Annotated in this window: 14 protein-coding genes and 1 tRNA gene; 4 read left to right on the top strand and 11 right to left on the bottom strand. The window is 71.4% G+C overall.

What is annotated here, in order from left to right; genetic code table 11:
• Positions 1-10 precede the first annotated feature (10 nt).
• Positions 11-2,176 (bottom strand): ATP-dependent DNA helicase RecG, encoded by a 2,166-nt coding sequence (locus tag AC0L6F_RS03000; RefSeq protein WP_473539101.1) that lies wholly within the window; start codon positions 2,174-2,176, stop codon positions 11-13.
• Positions 2,177-2,241: 65 nt separating this feature from the next.
• Here AC0L6F_RS03000 and rsmD point away from each other — a divergent pair, with 65 nt between their 5' ends.
• Entirely contained in the window at positions 2,242-2,808 is a 567-nt protein-coding gene (gene rsmD, locus AC0L6F_RS03005; RefSeq protein ID WP_259612052.1) for a 16S rRNA (guanine(966)-N(2))-methyltransferase RsmD, read from the top strand.
• Here the strand turns inward: rsmD and thiL are convergent, their stop codons facing one another.
• On the bottom strand, positions 2,809-3,804 hold the full coding sequence (thiL, locus tag AC0L6F_RS03010; RefSeq protein ID WP_473539102.1) for a thiamine-phosphate kinase: 996 nt from the start codon (positions 3,802-3,804) through the stop codon (positions 2,809-2,811).
• 129 nt (positions 3,805-3,933) lie between these two features.
• Between thiL and AC0L6F_RS03015 the strand changes: the two genes are divergently transcribed.
• Positions 3,934-4,413: a DUF3515 family protein gene (locus tag AC0L6F_RS03015; protein ID WP_473539103.1), complete on the top strand. Its 480-nt coding sequence runs from the start codon at positions 3,934-3,936 to the stop codon at positions 4,411-4,413.
• Here AC0L6F_RS03015 and AC0L6F_RS03020 read toward each other — a convergent pair.
• From AC0L6F_RS03020 to AC0L6F_RS03055, 8 genes are all read right to left on the bottom strand, one after another.
• Complete coding sequence (locus AC0L6F_RS03020; RefSeq protein ID WP_473539104.1) at positions 4,403-5,485, bottom strand: D-alanine--D-alanine ligase family protein; 1,083 nt, start codon at positions 5,483-5,485, stop codon at positions 4,403-4,405. The two genes, AC0L6F_RS03015 and AC0L6F_RS03020, sit on opposite strands and share 11 nt — an antisense overlap.
• Positions 5,391-6,518, bottom strand: coding sequence for an NAD(P)H-dependent glycerol-3-phosphate dehydrogenase (locus AC0L6F_RS03025; protein ID WP_473539105.1), 1,128 nt, complete (start codon positions 6,516-6,518; stop codon positions 5,391-5,393). The genes AC0L6F_RS03020 and AC0L6F_RS03025 overlap by 95 nt, the downstream gene beginning before the upstream one ends.
• On the bottom strand, positions 6,508-7,281 hold the full coding sequence (locus AC0L6F_RS03030; protein WP_274638191.1) for a lysophospholipid acyltransferase family protein: 774 nt from the start codon (positions 7,279-7,281) through the stop codon (positions 6,508-6,510). The genes AC0L6F_RS03025 and AC0L6F_RS03030 overlap by 11 nt, the downstream gene beginning before the upstream one ends.
• Before the next feature lie 2 nt (positions 7,282-7,283).
• On the bottom strand, positions 7,284-8,609 hold the full coding sequence (gene murA / locus AC0L6F_RS03035) for a UDP-N-acetylglucosamine 1-carboxyvinyltransferase (RefSeq protein WP_473539937.1): 1,326 nt from the start codon (positions 8,607-8,609) through the stop codon (positions 7,284-7,286).
• A gap of 64 nt (positions 8,610-8,673) precedes the next feature.
• Positions 8,674-9,285: a 3-isopropylmalate dehydratase small subunit gene (gene leuD / locus AC0L6F_RS03040; RefSeq protein WP_274638189.1), complete on the bottom strand. Its 612-nt coding sequence runs from the start codon at positions 9,283-9,285 to the stop codon at positions 8,674-8,676.
• A 1-nt stretch (position 9,286) separates the two neighbouring features.
• Complete coding sequence (gene leuC, locus AC0L6F_RS03045; protein WP_473539106.1) at positions 9,287-10,744, bottom strand: 3-isopropylmalate dehydratase large subunit; 1,458 nt, start codon at positions 10,742-10,744, stop codon at positions 9,287-9,289.
• Positions 10,745-10,878: 134 nt separating this feature from the next.
• Positions 10,879-11,910: a TerC/Alx family metal homeostasis membrane protein gene (locus tag AC0L6F_RS03050; RefSeq protein WP_473539107.1), complete on the bottom strand. Its 1,032-nt coding sequence runs from the start codon at positions 11,908-11,910 to the stop codon at positions 10,879-10,881.
• A gap of 216 nt (positions 11,911-12,126) precedes the next feature.
• A tRNA-Glu gene (locus AC0L6F_RS03055) sits at positions 12,127-12,202 on the bottom strand.
• Positions 12,203-12,298: 96 nt separating this feature from the next.
• Here AC0L6F_RS03055 and AC0L6F_RS03060 point away from each other — a divergent pair.
• On the top strand, positions 12,299-12,937 hold the full coding sequence (locus tag AC0L6F_RS03060) for an MBL fold metallo-hydrolase (protein WP_473539108.1): 639 nt from the start codon (positions 12,299-12,301) through the stop codon (positions 12,935-12,937).
• Here the strand turns inward: AC0L6F_RS03060 and AC0L6F_RS03065 are convergent, their stop codons facing one another.
• Positions 12,938-13,768 carry a hypothetical protein gene (locus AC0L6F_RS03065; protein WP_473539109.1) on the bottom strand — a complete coding sequence of 277 codons (831 nt, stop codon included), beginning with the start codon at positions 13,766-13,768 and terminating at the stop codon, positions 12,938-12,940.
• A gap of 78 nt (positions 13,769-13,846) precedes the next feature.
• Between AC0L6F_RS03065 and AC0L6F_RS03070 the strand changes: the two genes are divergently transcribed.
• Complete coding sequence (locus tag AC0L6F_RS03070; RefSeq protein WP_473539110.1) at positions 13,847-15,718, top strand: glycosyltransferase family 39 protein; 1,872 nt, start codon at positions 13,847-13,849, stop codon at positions 15,716-15,718.
• Positions 15,719-15,724: the final 6 nt, after the last annotated feature.

The following is a 15,724-nucleotide window of genomic DNA, read 5'->3' on the forward strand; positions in this document are numbered from 1 at the left end:
AGGACCCGGCTCAGTTCTTGGCCAGCGCCGCACGCGCGGACGTGTCCAGACGCCGCTCGATCGCGTCGGACAGGCCGGGATGCCGCAGCAGCGCGGGATCCTCGTCCAGGATCGTCTCGCCCTCCTGCCGCGCGATCGCGATCAGGTCGGCGTCCTTGATCACCCGCAGCAGGCGCAGGGACGAGCGCGCGCCGGACTGCACGTCGCCCAGCACGTCGCCCTCGCCCCGCAGCTGCAGGTCGACCTCGGCCAGCTCGAATCCGTCGGCGGTCCGAGCCACCGCATCCACCCGCTGGCGGGCGGGCGTGTGCTCGGCGGCCTCGGTCACCAGCAGGCAGAGCCCCGGCACGGACCCGCGCCCCACTCGCCCGCGCAGCTGGTGCAGCTGCGAGACGCCGAAGCGATCGGCCTCGAGGATCACCATGGTCGAGGCATTCGGCACGTCCACCCCCACCTCGATCACAGTGGTGGCCACGAGCACGTCGATCTCGCCGTCGGCGAACGACCGCATGACGGCGTCCTTCTGGTCGGCGGGCATGCGTCCGTGCAGCGTCTGCACGCGGAGCGCGGCGAACAGCGGATGCTGCGCCAGCAGCTGGGCGGCCTGGGCCACGCCCCATCGCATCGGCCTGGTCTCGCCGTCCGCCTCGGCGAGCTCGTCGGCGTCGTCCAGGTCCTTCCCGGCGCCGGCCTCCACGTCGATCGCGGGACAGACGACGAAGACCTGGAACCCCTTGGCCACCTCTTCGGCCACCCGCTGCCAGACCCGTGGGAACCAGGCGGGCTTCTCGGCCACCGGCGCCACGAACGTCTCGAAGCCGGCCCGCCCTTCCGGCATCGTGCGGATCGTGGACACGTCGAGGTCGCCGAACACCGTCATCGCCACGGTGCGCGGAATCGGGGTGGCCGTGAGCACGAGCGCGTGCGGGCTGCTGCCCTTCGCGCGCAGCGTCTCGCGCTGCTCCACGCCGAACCGGTGCTGCTCGTCGACCACGACCAGCCCGAGGTCGGCGAAGGTCGTGCTCGCGCTCAGCAGGGCGTGCGTGCCCACGACGATGAGCGCCTGCCCGGCGGCCACCCGCAGGGCGGCGCGACGGCGCTCGGGCGCCGACAGCTGTCCGGTCAGCAGGGTGGGCATCAGCCGTGGCGCGAGCTGCGGGCCCAGCATCCGGGTGATCGAGCGCAGGTGCTGGCCGGCCAGCACCTCGGTGGGGGCGATGAGGGCGGACTGTCCGCCCGACTCGGCGACCTGCAGCATCGCGCGCAGCGCCACGAGGGTCTTGCCGGACCCCACCTCGCCCTGCACCAGCCGATTCATCGGCCAGTCGGCGACGAGGTCGGCGGCGACCCGTTCGCCGACGGCGACCTGATCCGGCGTGCGTGCGAACGGCAGCGCCGCGTCGAAGGCGCGCAGCAGTTCGCCGGCCGGACGCGCGGTCGCCGACAGCGCGCGCACGAACTGCCGCTGCTGCAGCAGGGCCGTCTGCAGGACCAGCGCCTCGTGCATGCGCAGGGTCCGACGCGCATCGTCGGCCTGGTCCTCGAAGTCGGGGCGGTGGATGCGCTCCAGCGCCTGTCGGGCGGTCAGCAGTCCCTGGCGGGCGCGCATGTCCTCCGGCAGCGGGTCGGCGATCTCGCCGAGCCCGTCGAGGATCATCACGATCATCTTGCGCAGGGCGAAGCTGGAGACCGCGGAGGTCGCCGGATAGATGGGGATGGGCTCGTTCGCCTGCGCCTCGGCCGTCATGCGCGCCATGCCGACGTCGTCGAACAGCTCGTATTCGGGGTGGGCGAACTGCTTGCCGCGTCCGTAGGTGCCGACCTTGCCGGAGAAGATGCCCTGGCGGCCGACCTGCAGCTCGTTCAGTCGCCAGCTCTGGTTGAAGAACGTCAGCTGCACATCGCCGTGCCCGTCCGTGATGACGACCTCGAGCAGTCGGCCGCGCCGCTGGCGCATCGGCCGCTCGGAGGCGTGCTTGATCCGGGCCACGATCGTGACCTGCTCGCCGACCACCAGCGAGTCGATCGGGGTCAGCTCGCCGCGCTTGGCGTATCGGCGAGGGTAGTGAGCGAGCAGATCCGCGACGGTGTGCATGCCGAACGCGCGCTTCAGGGCGCCGGCGCTCTTGCCGCCGAGCGCGCCGTCCAGGCGCGTCTCGAGCGTGTACACCGACATGGATCCGAGTCTAGGCACCAGGGCCGACAGGGGTTCGCAGCGTCGCGGCTTTGTAGGGTGGGGAGGTGACCCGCATCATCGCCGGCCGAGCCGGCGGCATCCGACTGGACGTCCCGTCGGCCGGGACCCGGCCCACCAGCGACCGCGTGCGCGAATCGCTGTTCGGCGCGCTCGAGGCGGGCGGCGAGCTCGACGATGCGGCCGTCCTCGACCTGTACGCCGGCTCCGGCGCGCTGGGGCTGGAGGCGCTGAGCCGCGGCGCGCGCAGTGCCGACCTGGTGGAGCGCGCGGCCGGCGCCGCCCAGGTGGCGCGCGGGAACGCCGCCCGGGTGGCCGCGGCGTGCACAGGCGCCTCCGCCCGGGTTCATCGGGCGGCCGTGGCGGCGTTCCTGGCCGTTGCCCGCGGGCCCTACGACCTCGTCTTCGCCGACCCGCCCTATGCGGTGGGCGACGACGAGACCGCGGCCATGCTGGCCGCGCTCGTCCCCCACCTCGGCCCCGACGCGCTCGTCGTGCTCGAGCGGGGCGCGCGCGCCGGAGCTCCCGCTGCGACGCCGGGCCTGGAGCAGGAGCGCACCAAGCGCTACGGCGACACCGTGCTGTGGTGGCTGCGCGCGACCGGCACGCCGTGATCAGCCGCCCGCGGCATCCCAGTCGCGGTACGGGTCCCACCCGCCGCGTCCGGCGTAGGGCGCACCGGCGACGGTGACCGCGCCGGGCCCGCGGTCGGCGATCCGCCCGATCCGCCGGAATCCCTCGGGCAGCGGCATCGTGGCCGGGAACGCCGCGAGCAGCGCGTGATCCTCGCCGCCGGCCAGTGCCGCATCGGGGTCCGGGCCGAGAGCTGTCGGATCGAGGTCGACGGTCACCTGCGAGGCGTCGGCGAGCCGGGTCGCATCCAGCACGAGCCCATCGGAGACATCCATCATCGCCGTCGCGCCGGCGCGCGCCGCCGCCGGGCCGAGCAGGATCGGAGGGGACGGACGCAGCTGGGCGTCCACGGCCCGGCGCTGCTCGGGCCGCAGCGCGCCGCGGTCGACCGCGACCGGCCGCCCGTCGGCATCCCGGAACCGGTCGAACAGGATCCGCAGACCGTCCGCGGCCAGCCCCGCCTCGCCCGCCAGGGCGAGGGCGTCGCCCGGACGGGCCCCGCTGCGGCGCACCGGGCGCGCACCGTCGAGCGCCCCGAGCGCGGTCACCGCCACCGTCAGCGTGTCCGACACGGTCAGATCGCCGCCCTCGACAGCGCACCCCGGGGCCAGGGCCGCGCACGCCGCACGCAGGCCGTCCGCGAGGGCGGTGACGAACGAGAGCCGGGTGTCCTCGGGCAGAGCCAACGCCACCAGCAGCGCAGTCGGGCGGGCACCCATCGCCGCGACGTCGGCGAGGTTGACCGCCGCCGCCTTCCAGCCCAGGTCGAAGCCCGTCGACCAGGCCAAGCGGAAGTCCGGGCCGTGCACCAGCGTGTCCACGGTCGCCACGATGCGGCCGTCGGGCGCCTCCAGCACCGCCGCATCGTCACCGGGACCGACCAGCGCCGCGGACGGCCCGATGCGCGCAAGGATCGCGCCCAGGACGGCGGCCTCGCTCAGCTCGCCGACCATCGGGTCCGCCTTCGGCTCGGTCACGCCGGTCCTCCCGTCCGCTGCGGTCCGTGTCGGCCGTCGGAGCGCGACCGTCGTCCCATTCTGCTTCACCGCGCGCTCCCCGCCGTCCCGCGGCGCTCCGGCGACCCGGGTGCGGGTTAGCCTGGAGGGGTGACCCGAACCCGACTCGGCCGCGCGGCCGCCGTCCTCGCACTGGCGCTCGCTCTGGCCGGGTGCTCCACGACGGTCTCGCTCGAGCCGGCCAAGGATGCGAACAACCCCAAGTGCGCGGCGATCATGGTCCGCCTGCCCGGCAACCTCGACGGCCAGCAGCGGGCCTGGACCGACGCCCAGTCGACGGCCGCATGGGGCAGCCCGACCCGGATCATCATGACCTGCGGCGTGACCCCGCCCGGGCCGAGCACCATCAAGTGCGTCTCACTGGGCGGAGTGGACTGGCTCGTCGACGAGGCGCAGCAGCCCGACTTCCGCATCACCAGCTACGGGCGCACGCCCGCGGTGCAGCTGTTCGTCGGCGGCGGGGACGCCTCGGTGGACCCGAATGCGGTCCTGACCCAGCTGGGCCGGCTGGTGGCGGCCCAGACGACGCAGAACGCGAAGTGCACCGCCCCGGACACCGTCAGCGGCTGAGAGCCGTGTCCAGCAGATCAGAGATCAGCGCGCGGTAGCTCATCCCGCTGGCGATCCAGCACTTCGGGAACATCGAGATCGGGGTGAAGCCCGGCATGGTGTTCAGCTCGTTGACGAAGAACTCGGTCCCGGTGAAGAAGAAGTCCACCCGCGCCAGTCCCTGCCCGCCCACAGCCTCGAAGGCCCGCCCGGCGATGCGCTGCATCTCGTCGAGCTCGCCGGGCTTCAGTTCGGCGGGACAGACGAGATCGATGCCCGGGGCATCCAGATACTTCGCCGCGAAGTCGTAGAAGTCCCGCCCGGTGATCACGACCTCGCCGGCCACGCTCACCCGGGGAAGACCGCCGTCGCGGCTCTCCAGCACGCCGCATTCCAGCTCGCGGCCGACGACGGCCTGCTCCACCAGCACCGTGTCGTCCTCGGCGAACGCCGTCGCCAGCGCGTGATCCAGCGTCTCCCAGGCGTCCACCCGCGACACGCCCACGCTCGACCCGGCACGCGCGGGCTTGACGAACACCGGCAGCCCGAGCGCCCGGATCCGCTGCTCCCACATCCGGCGGTCGCGGTCCAGCCCCGGACGGGTGACGGTCACCCACGGCACGACCGGCACCCCGGCGGCCTGCAGCACATGCTTGGTGGTGTGCTTGTCCATCCCGATGGCCGACATCAGCAGCCCCGCCCCGGCGTACGGCAGGTCCAGCAGCTCGAGGAACCCCTGGATCGTGCCGTCCTCGCCCCAGCGCCCGTGCAGGATGGGAAGCACGACGTCGACCTCCCCGAGCGAGTGCGTGCCCGAGGCATCCGTCACCTTCAGCTCGCGGCTGCGCGCCGAATCGGGCCACACGATCCGGGTGCCGTTGTCGACGACCTCGGGCAGACGGGCCGGATCGAGCGCGAACTTGTCGGGGTTGTCCTCTTCGAGGACGAAGGCGCCATCACGGGTGATCCCGATCGGGATGACCCGGAACCGGTCGCGGTCAATGGCCCGCAGCACTCCCCCGGCCGTCGCGGCACTGATGGAATGCTCGCTGGAACGCCCGCCGAAGAGCACCGCCACCGCCGGATTGTCCATTCTCAGTCCTCTCACCCTTCGGTGTGTCGTCGTCGGTGGTCAGGTGCGGGGCGATGTCGCGCGGGTTCATCGCGCCGTCCAGCACGCGCTTGACCTGCTCCACGATGGGCATCTCCACGTGCGAGGCCCGCGCGAGCTGCAGCACGGGCGCCACGGAGGCCAGCCCCTCCGCCGTCTGGTTCATCTGCTTGACCACGTCCTGCAGGCTGTAGCCCTGGCCCAGCAGGCGCCCGGCCGTGTTGTTGCGGCTCAGCGGCGACTGGCACGTCGCGATCAGGTCGCCCAGGCCGGCCAGTCCGTGCAGGGTCTCGGGGTGGGCGCCCTGCGCCACGGCGAAGTCGGTCATCTCGACCAGTCCGCGGGTGATGATCGACGCCTTCGTGTTCTCGCCGTAGCCGACCCCGTCCACGATGCCGATGGCCACCGCGATGAGGTTCTTCAGGACGCCGCCGAACTCGGTGCCGATCACATCGGTGTTCACGAACGTGCGGAAGTACGCGTTGCGGGCGCGGCGGGCGACCGCGTCGGCGGTCTCCTGGCTGGTGGATGCCACGACCGCCGCGGTCGGCTGCTCGCGGGCGATCTCCAGGGCGAGGTTGGGGCCGGACGCGACCGCGATGCGCGCCGGGTCGCAGCCCAGCACCTGCTCGAGCACCTGGCTCATCCGCAGCCCGGTGCGCCGCTCGATCCCCTTCATCAGCGAGACGATCGGCACCTCGGTGTGCGCGACCAGGGGGCGCACGGTCTTCAGGATCTCGCGCGCGGACTGGCTCGGCACGCACACGTACACCTGCTCCGCGGCGTCCAGCGACGTCGCCAGATCGGGTGTCGCCGAGATCGTGCGGGGCAGGTTGATGCCGGGCAGGTACCGGCTGTTGCGCTTGGCCTCCTGGATCTCCAGTGCCATCTCGGGCCGGCGGGCCCACATCGTCACGTGCGCGCCGCCGTCGGCGAGGATCTTCGCGAACGTGGTCCCCCAGCTGCCCGAGCCGAGCACGGCGACCCGGGTGACGGCTTCGTGTCTAGGGCTCAAGTCGACCGGTCTCCTTCTGCCCGTGGGCGGCCGGATTCCAGCGTTCGGGCGGGGCGGGGATGCCGCGCAGCTGCGACAGCAGGGCGGCGATGCGATCCATCACGAGGGTCGTCGCCCGGGCGAGTGCCGCCGGCTGCGCATGCGCCTGCTGCCGGTAGGCGCTCAGGTCGACCGGGTCGCCCACGATCACCGTCACATGCCGGCGCGGCGGCCAGAGCCGGAGCCTGCCGTAGCGCGGGAGGATCTGCTGCGCCCCCCACTGCGCCATGGGGATGAGGGGGATGTCGCCGGCCAGGGCGAGCCGCACCGCGCCGCTCTTGCCACGCATCGGCCACAGCTGCGGATCGCGGGTCAGCGTGCCCTCGGGGTACACGACCACACCGCGACCGTGCTCCACGAGCGCGCGCGAGGTCTCCAGGGTCTGCCGGGCACCGGCGGACGAGGCGGAGCGGGCGACCGGCACCATGCCGGTCGCGCGCAGCGCCGCGCCGAGGACGGGCACGCGGAACAGGCTCTCCTTGGCCATGAACCGCGGTCCGCGGCCCAGGCGCCAGATGGCGATGGCGACGATGAGCGGGTCGATCTCGCTGTGGTGGTTCACCGCGACCACGTACGCACCCTCGCGCGGCAGCTTCTCGCCGCCGATGATCTCGATCTTCGCGATCAGCCCCACGACGGGCACGACGATCGCGGCAAGGAGCCAGAACACGCTCGGGCGCGTCTTCTCGCTGGACGCGCGCAGTCGCGCCTTGCTCTCCCCCACGCTCACTCCAGGATGTCGAAGTCGGCGCCCAGGGCGGCGAGCTTGCTGAAGAACTTCTCGTATCCGCGGCTGATGATGCCGACATTGCGGACCGTGGACTCCCCGGTCGCGGTCAGGGCCGCGATGACGTGGCTGTAGCCGCCGCGCAGATCCGGGACGGTGATGTCCGCGCCGCTCAGCGGCGTCGGACCGTTGATCACCGCGGCCTGCTCGAGGTTGCGACGCGGGACCCGCCGGGGGCCATCCTGCAGTCCGTGCGGGTGCACGACGATGTCGGCGCCCATCTTCACCAGGGCGTCGGTGAAGCCGAAGCGGTTCTCGTAGACGGTCTCATGCACGATCGACTCGCCGTGCGCCTGGGTGAGGGCGACGATCAGCGGCTGCTGCCAGTCCGTCATGAACCCGGGGTGCACATCGGTCTCGACCGTGACCGGCCCCAGGTCGCCGCCGCGGCGGAAGAGGATGCCGTCCTCGCGGATGTCGAAGTCGCCGCCGACCTTGCGCACGACGTTCAGGAACGTCAGCATCTCGGGCTGGCGGGCTCCGCCGACGAAGATCTCACCGCCGGTGGCCAGCGCGGCGCTGGCCCAGCTCGCGGCCTCGTTGCGGTCGAAGACCGCGCGGTGGGTGTAGCCCTCCAGCCGATCGACGCCCTCGATGAGGATCACGCGGTTCGGCTCGTACGAGATGATGGCGCCCATCTTCTGCAGCACCGCGATCAGATCCATGATCTCGGGCTCGATCGCGGCGTTGCGCAGCTCGGTCGTCCCGCGCGCGCGCACGGCGGTCAGCAGCACCTGCTCGGTCGCGCCCACGCTCGGGTAGGGCAGGTGGATGTTGGCCCCGGCCAGCCCGCGCGGTGCGGACAGCCGGATGCCGCCGGGCAGCTTCTCCACGATCGCACCGAACTTGCGCAGCGCGTCCAGGTGGAAGTCGATCGGACGGTCGCCGATGCGGCAGCCGCCGAGGTCGGGGATGAACGCCTGTCCGAGCTGGTGCAGCAGCGGTCCGCAGAACAGGATCGGGATCCGCGACGCGCCGGCGTGCGCGTCGATCTCCTCCATGTGGGCGGAGGCCACGTCGGATGGATCGAGATGGATCGTGCCCTCGTCCTCGCCGTCGGTGACCCGCACGCCGTGGACCTCCAGCAGCGAGCGCACCACGGCGACGTCGCTGATGTCGGGGACGTCGTGCAGGACGCTGGGCGTCTCGCCGAGCAGGGCGGCCACCATCGCCTTGGTCACCAGGTTCTTGGCGCCCTTCACATCGACGCGCCCCCGCAGCGGGTGGCCGCCGCGGATCGCCAGCGTCTCACCCGACCCTCCCATCCGGCCGCCGGTGGATGTCAAGCCGTTCAGGAGTGTCATGCGGTGTTGCCTCACAGTGTGGGAATCATTCGGCAGATGGCGTCGGCACCGGGAGGGTGCGCGGTCGCCAGCTCGCCCGACGCGCCTCGTAAGCGGCGATTCTGTCTTCGCTGCGGAGGGTGAGCCCGATGTCATCGAGGCCCTCCAGAAGCCGCCACCTAGTGTAATCATCGATCTCGAACGGCACCTGGATGTCGCCCAGTGTCGCCGTGCGCGCCTGCAGGTCGACCGTCATCCGGACGCCGGGCTGGGCTTCGATCGCGCGCCAGAACCGCTCGACGTCCGCCTCGGAGATCACCCCGGTGACCAGGCCCTGCTTGCCGGCGTTGCCGCGGAAGATGTCGGCGAAACGGGGACTCAGGACCACCTGGAAGCCGTAGTCGCGCAGCGCCCAGACGGCGTGTTCGCGGCTGGATCCGGTGCCGAAGTCCGGGCCGGCCACCAGCACCGAGGCGTTCCGATACGGCTCCTGGTTGAGCACGAATCCGGGGTCCTGACGCCAGCTGGCGAACAGGGCGTCCTCGAATCCGGTCTTGGTGACGCGCTTGAGGTAGACGGCGGGGATGATCTGATCGGTGTCGACGGCCGAGCGCTTCAGCGGCGCCGCGATCCCGGTGTGCGTGGTGAACTTGTCCATCTCAGGCCTCCGCTCCGACCGTCGCGGTCTCCAGATCGCTGGGGCTGGACAGCGTGCCGCGGATCGCGGTGGCTGCCGCGACCAGCGGCGACACCAGGTGCGTGCGCCCGCCCTTGCCCTGGCGCCCCTCGAAGTTGCGGTTCGAGGTCGACGCGCAGCGCTCGCCGGGCGCGAGCTGGTCGGGGTTCATGCCCAGGCACATCGAGCATCCGGCGAATCGCCACTCGGCGCCGAACTCCTCGACGATCTTGTCGATCCCCTCGGCTTCGGCCTCCAGTCGCACGCGCGCCGAACCCGGGACCACCATCACGCGGACGCCGTCCGCCTTGGTATGCCCCTGGATGATCGACGCGAACGCGCGCAGATCCTCGATCCGACTGTTGGTGCACGACCCCATGAACACCGCATCGACCGGCACATCTTTCAGCCGGGTGCCCGGCTGCAGGTCCATGTAGGTCAGCGCGCGTTCGGCGGCCGCCCGCTCGTTGGGGTCGGAGAACTGCTCGGGCGACGGGATGACGTCGCTCAGCGACACGCCCTGGCCGGGATTGGTGCCCCAGGTCACGAACGGCTCGAGCTCGCTCGCGTCCAGGTACACCTCGGCGTCGTACACGGCGCCCTCATCGGAGGGCAGCGTGCGCCAGTAGGCGACGGCCTCATCCCAGTCGGCGCCCTTCGGGGCGTGCGGGCGCCCCTCCAGGTAGGCGAACGTGGTATCGTCCGGGGCCACCATGCCGGCCCGCGCGCCGGCCTCGATCGACATGTTGCAGATCGTCATCCGGCCTTCCATCGACAGCGACCGGATGGCGCTGCCCCGGTATTCCAGGACGTAGCCCTGGCCGCCGTTGGTGCCGATCTTGGCGATCACGGCGAGGATGATGTCCTTCGCGGTGACGCCCGGCTGCAGTTCGCCCTCGACCGTGATGGCCATCGTCTTGAACGGCTTGAGGGGCAGCGTCTGGGTCGCCAGGACGTGCTCGACCTCGCTGGTGCCGATCCCGAACGCCATCGCGCCGAATGCGCCGTGCGTGGAGGTGTGGCTGTCGCCGCAGACCACGGTGATGCCCGGCATGGTCAGACCCAGCTGCGGCCCGACGACGTGCACGATTCCCTGTTCCCTGTCGCCGAGCGAATGCAGCCGGACGCCGAACTCGGCGGCGTTGCGGCGCAGCGTCTCGATCTGGGTGCGGCTGGTGATGTCTGCGATGGGCTTGTCGATGTCCAGCGTCGGGGTGTTGTGGTCTTCGGTCGCGATCGTCAGGTCGAGGCGGCGCACGCCGCGGCCTTCGGCGCGCAGACCGTCGAAGGCCTGGGGGCTGGTGACCTCGTGCACCAGGTGCAGGTCGATGTAGATGAGGTCCGGGCTTCCGTCCTCGCCGCGGACGACGACGTGGTCGTCCCACACCTTCTCGGCCAGGGTGCGCGGATGCTGGGGGACGGTGGACGCAGGGGTGCTCATGTTCTGTCGTTCTCCTCGGGGAAAGGGATCAAGCCCGCGACGAACTCCGCGACGAGGAAGGCCTGAGAACTAGGACTCGTCGCGGCCGCTAAGCAGAAGTCGAGCGATCCGCACGTGCCCAGAATACCACCGCGTCACCGGTGGTCGCCCCCGACGGGACCATCGTCGGCCGCCGGCGCCACGGCCTTCTTCTCGCGACGCGCCGAGATGAGGCTGGCCAGCGTCGCCACCGCCATGGCCACCACGATGACCAGCAGGGAGGTCACGGTGGAGATCTCCGGGGCCCAATCCACCGGCTGCCCGCCGTTGATGAACGGCAGCTCGTTCACGTGCAGGGCGTGCGCGAACAGCTTGACGCCGATGAAGGCGAGGATGAACGCGATGCCGTAGTGCAGATAGCGCAGCCGGTCCAGGAGCCCGCCGAGCAGGAAGTACAGCTGGCGCAGACCCATCAGCGCGAAGATGTTCGCGGTGAACACGATGAACGCGTGGTGGGTGATCCCGAAGATGGCTGGAATGGAGTCGATGGCGAAGATCAGGTCGGTCACTCCGATGGCGACGAAGACCAGGATCATCGGCGTCCAGGTGCGCACGCCGCCCACGGTGGTGCGCAGCTTGGAGCCGTCGTAGTGGTCGCTGATGTTGATGAACCGCCGCAGGAACCGCACGATGCCGGTCTCGGTCTCGGCGTCGCCCTCGTCCTTGCCCGGGAACGCCTGGCGCCAGGCGGTGTAGACCAGGAACAGGCCGAAGACGTAGAAGATCCAGCTGAAGTTCTCGATCAGGGCGGCGCCGAGGAGGATGAAGACACCCCGCAGCACGAGGGCGATGATGATGCCCACCATCAGCACCTCCTGCTGATAGCGCCGCGGCACGGCGAACTGGCTCATCAGCAGGACGAACACGAACAGGTTGTCGATGGACAGGCTGTACTCGGTGAGCCAGCCGGCGACGAACTGGCCCGCGGCATCCGAGCTGCCGGTGACGGCGAACATGATGACGGCGAAGATCAGCGCGAGGGCGACGTAGAACGCCACCCACAGCGATGCCTCCCGCATCGACGGGATGTGCGGACGCTTGAGGATGATCAGCAGGTCGGCGGCCAGGATCAGCACCAGCACGATGAGCGCGGTGACCTCGAACCAGACGGGGATCACGAAATCCATGGGGGCCCTTCGGGAGTTCGACGATGAGTCGAAAGTCTCTCCCCCGCCGGCGGCGGTGCGCGTCCGGAAGCCCTCCGACGGACTCCGTGATGACGAACGCGCGATGTACGGGATACTCCCTCTCGCTCGACCAGTCTAGCCGGATGTCGGCGCCCGCCCGGACCTCGGCCCGACGACGAACGAGCCCCTTCCAGAAGGAAGAGGCTCGTTCGGTGTTGGTGACCCCAGCGGGATTCGAACCCGCGTTACCGCCGTGAGAGGGCGAGGTACTAGGCCGCTATACGATGGGGCCGTCAGGCAACCGTTCAATTATGCCATGGCCGCGCACCCCGGCAAAATCGGCTCGGCACCGCTTGCCGGGCCCGCGCGCGGGGAGTTGACTGCAGGTATGCGAGTGACCAAGCACGAACACGCCGCCCTCCTGATCGAGGCCGAGGGCAAGGCCCTCGTCATCGATCCCGGCACCTTCACCAGCCCTCTGACCGACCTCGGACACGTCGTCGCGATCGTGCTCACCCACGAGCATCCGGACCACTGGACGCCGGAGCACCTCGACCGGATCCTCCGGGACAGCGGCGGGGTCCCGATCTATGCGCCTGCAGGGGTGGCGGCCGCCGCTGCCGGCTACGACATCACCGTGGTGGCCCCGGGCGACACCGTGTCGATCGCGCCCTTCACGCTGGAGTTCTTCGGCGGCCGGCACGCGGTGATCCACGAGACGATCCCGGTGGTCGACAACGTGGGAGTGCTGGTGGATGACCGGTTCTACTACCCCGGCGACTCCTACACCGTCCCGAAGGGGCACGAAGTCGCGCTGCTGGCGGCGCCGGTGGGCGCCCCGTGGCTGAAGATCGGCGAGGCGATGGACTTCGTCCTGGCCGTCGCGCCGCGCCGGGCCTTCGGAACGCACGACATGACCCTGTCGGTGATCGGCCGCGAGGCGGGCCGGCAGCGGCTGAAGTGGGCGGTCGAGCAGGGCGACGGCGAGTTCCTCGCGCTCGAGCCGGGCGACGCCGTCGACATCTGATCAGCTCCGGGCATCCGGGAAGTCCCCGGTCAGCCACACCCCGACGGTCTCGCCGTGGACGGACATCCGCACCCATCTCGTCGGCGTGCGCTCGGCGTCAGCGTCGGCGTCGCCGAGCATCGCCATCGGGGAGAAGTCCGCCACCGCATCCTGCCCCCGCGGCGCGCACCCCGCGGCCAGGATCGGCAGGTAGTCCCCACCCTCCGGCATCCGGTCCGCGACCACGAACATGCAGTTCCGCCCGTCCGTCGTCCGCACCGCCCAGGCGCGCATTCCCTGGAACGTCTCACTCACCGTGAGCGTCTTCGGGTCCATGTCCCAGATGTCCATCAGCGAGCGGGCCTGATCGTTCCGGTCGACGTCGGCCAGCAGCCGCGGCGACATCGTCAGCACCGCGTCGGGCCCGGAGAGTCCGCTCTGGGCCGGCAGCACCCCGGTCGCCCCGCCGGCCCACAGGCTCACCAGCACCGCGGCGACGAGCCCGATCGCGCCGATGACCCCGCCGCGTGCGGCCGGCGACAGGCGCGCCGGCGCCGGCCCCGGCGCCTCGGATGCCGCGGCCCGCACCCGAGGTGCGGTCGGCGTCGTCCGGGAACGAGCTGCGGGCGCGGCATCCTCCCCCGCCGCGGAGAGCGGCGCCTCCTGCGCGGTGCGCCCGTCCGGGGCGAGCACACGCACGGCGCCCGCCTCGCGGGCCATGCCCTCGAGCGTGGCCAGCCGCGCCGCCGCGCGGGTGTCCGCCGCGATGTCCCCGCCCGGCGCATATGCGCGTCGCCGCAGGGCAGCCAGTTCGGCGGCGAGCGACGGGGACAGCGGGACGTCAGTGGCCATACGTCGATTCTGGCCCACACAGTGGCTTCATAGCGCCCCCTGGGCCGGCGCTGTCCCCGACCGCCTAGCGTCCTGCTCATGGCCGCCCTCTCCCCCGCCGCGCCCCTGATGCCCTCCGCACCCCGGACGTGGGCGCGCATCCGCCGGCCGACGCCCTGGGGCGCAGCGCTGGCGACGCTCGGCGTGGTCAGCGGCATCCTGACGATCTGGGGGTCGTGGGCCGGGTCGCGGTCGGACTACTACGCGGCCATCGCGGTGTCGATGAGCCAGAACTGGTCGAACTTCTTCTTCGGCGCGTTCGATCCGGCCAGCACGGTGACCCTGGACAAGATCCCGGGGTCGTACTGGATCCCGGCGCTGTTCGTGAAGGCGTTCGGATTCTCCACCTTCACCGTCGTCCTGCCCAATGCGCTGGCGGCGGTCGCCGCGACGCTGCTGGTGGCCGTGACCGCCAAGCGGATCGCGGGGTCGGTCGCGGGTGTGGTCGCCGGAGCCGTGGTGGCCACGACGCCGATCCTCGTGGCGGTGTCGCGCTCCAATCAGCCCGAGTCGTTCTTCGTGCTCGCACTGGCTCTGGCCGCATGGGCGGGGATGCGCGCGATCGAGGGCGCCCGGCTGCGCTGGCTCGTGCTGGCCGGCGTCTTCGTCGCCGCCGCGTTCCAGTGCTACATGCTGGAGGCGTGGGCCGTGTGGCCGGCCCTCGCGGCGGCCTATCTGTGCACCCGACAGCGCTGGTGGCGTCGAGTGTGGCACGTCGCTGTCGCCGGCGCCCTCAGCGTCGCCCTGTCGGTGGCGTGGATCGCGACGGTCGCGCTGATCCCGTCCGGCAGGCGCCCGTATGTCGGCAGCACGCTGCACGACTCGCCCTGGGAGATGGTGTTCGGGTACAACGGCCTGGGCCGGTTCGGGCAGGCCACCTCGGATGCCGACGCGTACAACTCGTTCACTCCCCCGTTCTCGGGCGATGCCGGCGCGCTCCGCCTGTTCAACGACCAGCTGGCCGGTCAGATCGGCTGGCTCATCCCCACCGCGCTGGCGGCCCTGGCCCTGCTGATCGCCCTGCGCGTCCGGGCTGCGGTGTGGGTCCTGCTGGGGGTGTGGATCCTCACCTTCGCCGTGATCTTCTCCGCGGTCGCCGGGATGCACCAGTTCTACACGGCGGCCCTCGCCGTCCCGATGGGACTGGCCATCGGCGTCGCGTTCGGTCGTGCCCACCAGCGCGGGCGGCGCGGGCCGCAGATCGCGCTGGTGGCCGTCGCGGCCGGCACCGCACCGGTGATCGCCACGATCTACCGCGGCTACTCGGTGCCGGTGGCCGTCGCGCAGGCGGTCCTCGGCGTCGCCGCCGTCCTGCTGATCGCGCTCCTGACCCGCAAGCGCGGACGGATGCGGTGGATGACGGCGTCGCTGGCGATGGTCGGGATGCTGCTGACACCGACGGTCTGGTCGGCGGTCACGATCGCCGATCCCAGCTCGACCAATCCGGTCGCCGGGGGCGTCAGCGACATCCCCGTCACCACGTCCGCGCGTGCGCGCGGGTTCGCCGCGTTCGGCGCGCGACGCGACGGGGGACGGTTCGGGGGCGCGCTGACGGGAGGCACGGATGACGCGCGGCTGCTCTCCTTCCTGAAGCAGAACGCCGGCGACTCCCGCTACCTGCTGACGGTGTTCGGCGCGCAGGCCGCGGCCCCGCTGATCATCGCGTCCGGGGGCGCCGCGATCCTGCCGGTCGGCGGATTCAGCGGCAACGACCCGGTCCCCACCGCGACCGCCTTCACCGCGATGGTGCAAGCCGGCGACATCCGCTATGTCCTCACCTCGGGACGCGGCGGCGGCTTCGGCGGCAGCGGCACGACCACCTCGGGTCAGATCCTGACCTGGGTGGAATCGCACTGCACGAGTGCCACGACCGAGGACGCGTCGGGGCTGTACGACTGCGCACCCGACTGAGCGCGC

Source organism: Microbacterium sp. G2-16M (genome assembly GCF_055809115.1).

Bases quoted from the DNA above. Each gene is read 5' to 3' on its own strand.
- AC0L6F_RS03000 (WP_473539101.1), bottom strand. From the start codon at position 2,176: ATGTCGGTGTACACGCTCGAGACGCGCCTGGACGGCGCGCTCGGCGGC.
- AC0L6F_RS03020 (WP_473539104.1), bottom strand. From the start codon at position 5,485: ATGGACAATCCGGCGGTGGCGGTGCTCTTCGGCGGGCGTTCCAGCGAG.
- murA (WP_473539937.1), bottom strand. From the start codon at position 8,609: ATGGGAGGGTCGGGTGAGACGCTGGCGATCCGCGGCGGCCACCCGCTG.
- leuD (WP_274638189.1), bottom strand. From the start codon at position 9,285: ATGGACAAGTTCACCACGCACACCGGGATCGCGGCGCCGCTGAAGCGC.
- leuC (WP_473539106.1), bottom strand. From the start codon at position 10,744: ATGAGCACCCCTGCGTCCACCGTCCCCCAGCATCCGCGCACCCTGGCC.
- AC0L6F_RS03050 (WP_473539107.1), bottom strand. From the start codon at position 11,910: ATGGATTTCGTGATCCCCGTCTGGTTCGAGGTCACCGCGCTCATCGTG.
- AC0L6F_RS03060 (WP_473539108.1), top strand. From the start codon at position 12,299: ATGCGAGTGACCAAGCACGAACACGCCGCCCTCCTGATCGAGGCCGAG.
- AC0L6F_RS03065 (WP_473539109.1), bottom strand. From the start codon at position 13,768: ATGGCCACTGACGTCCCGCTGTCCCCGTCGCTCGCCGCCGAACTGGCT.
- AC0L6F_RS03070 (WP_473539110.1), top strand. From the start codon at position 13,847: ATGGCCGCCCTCTCCCCCGCCGCGCCCCTGATGCCCTCCGCACCCCGG.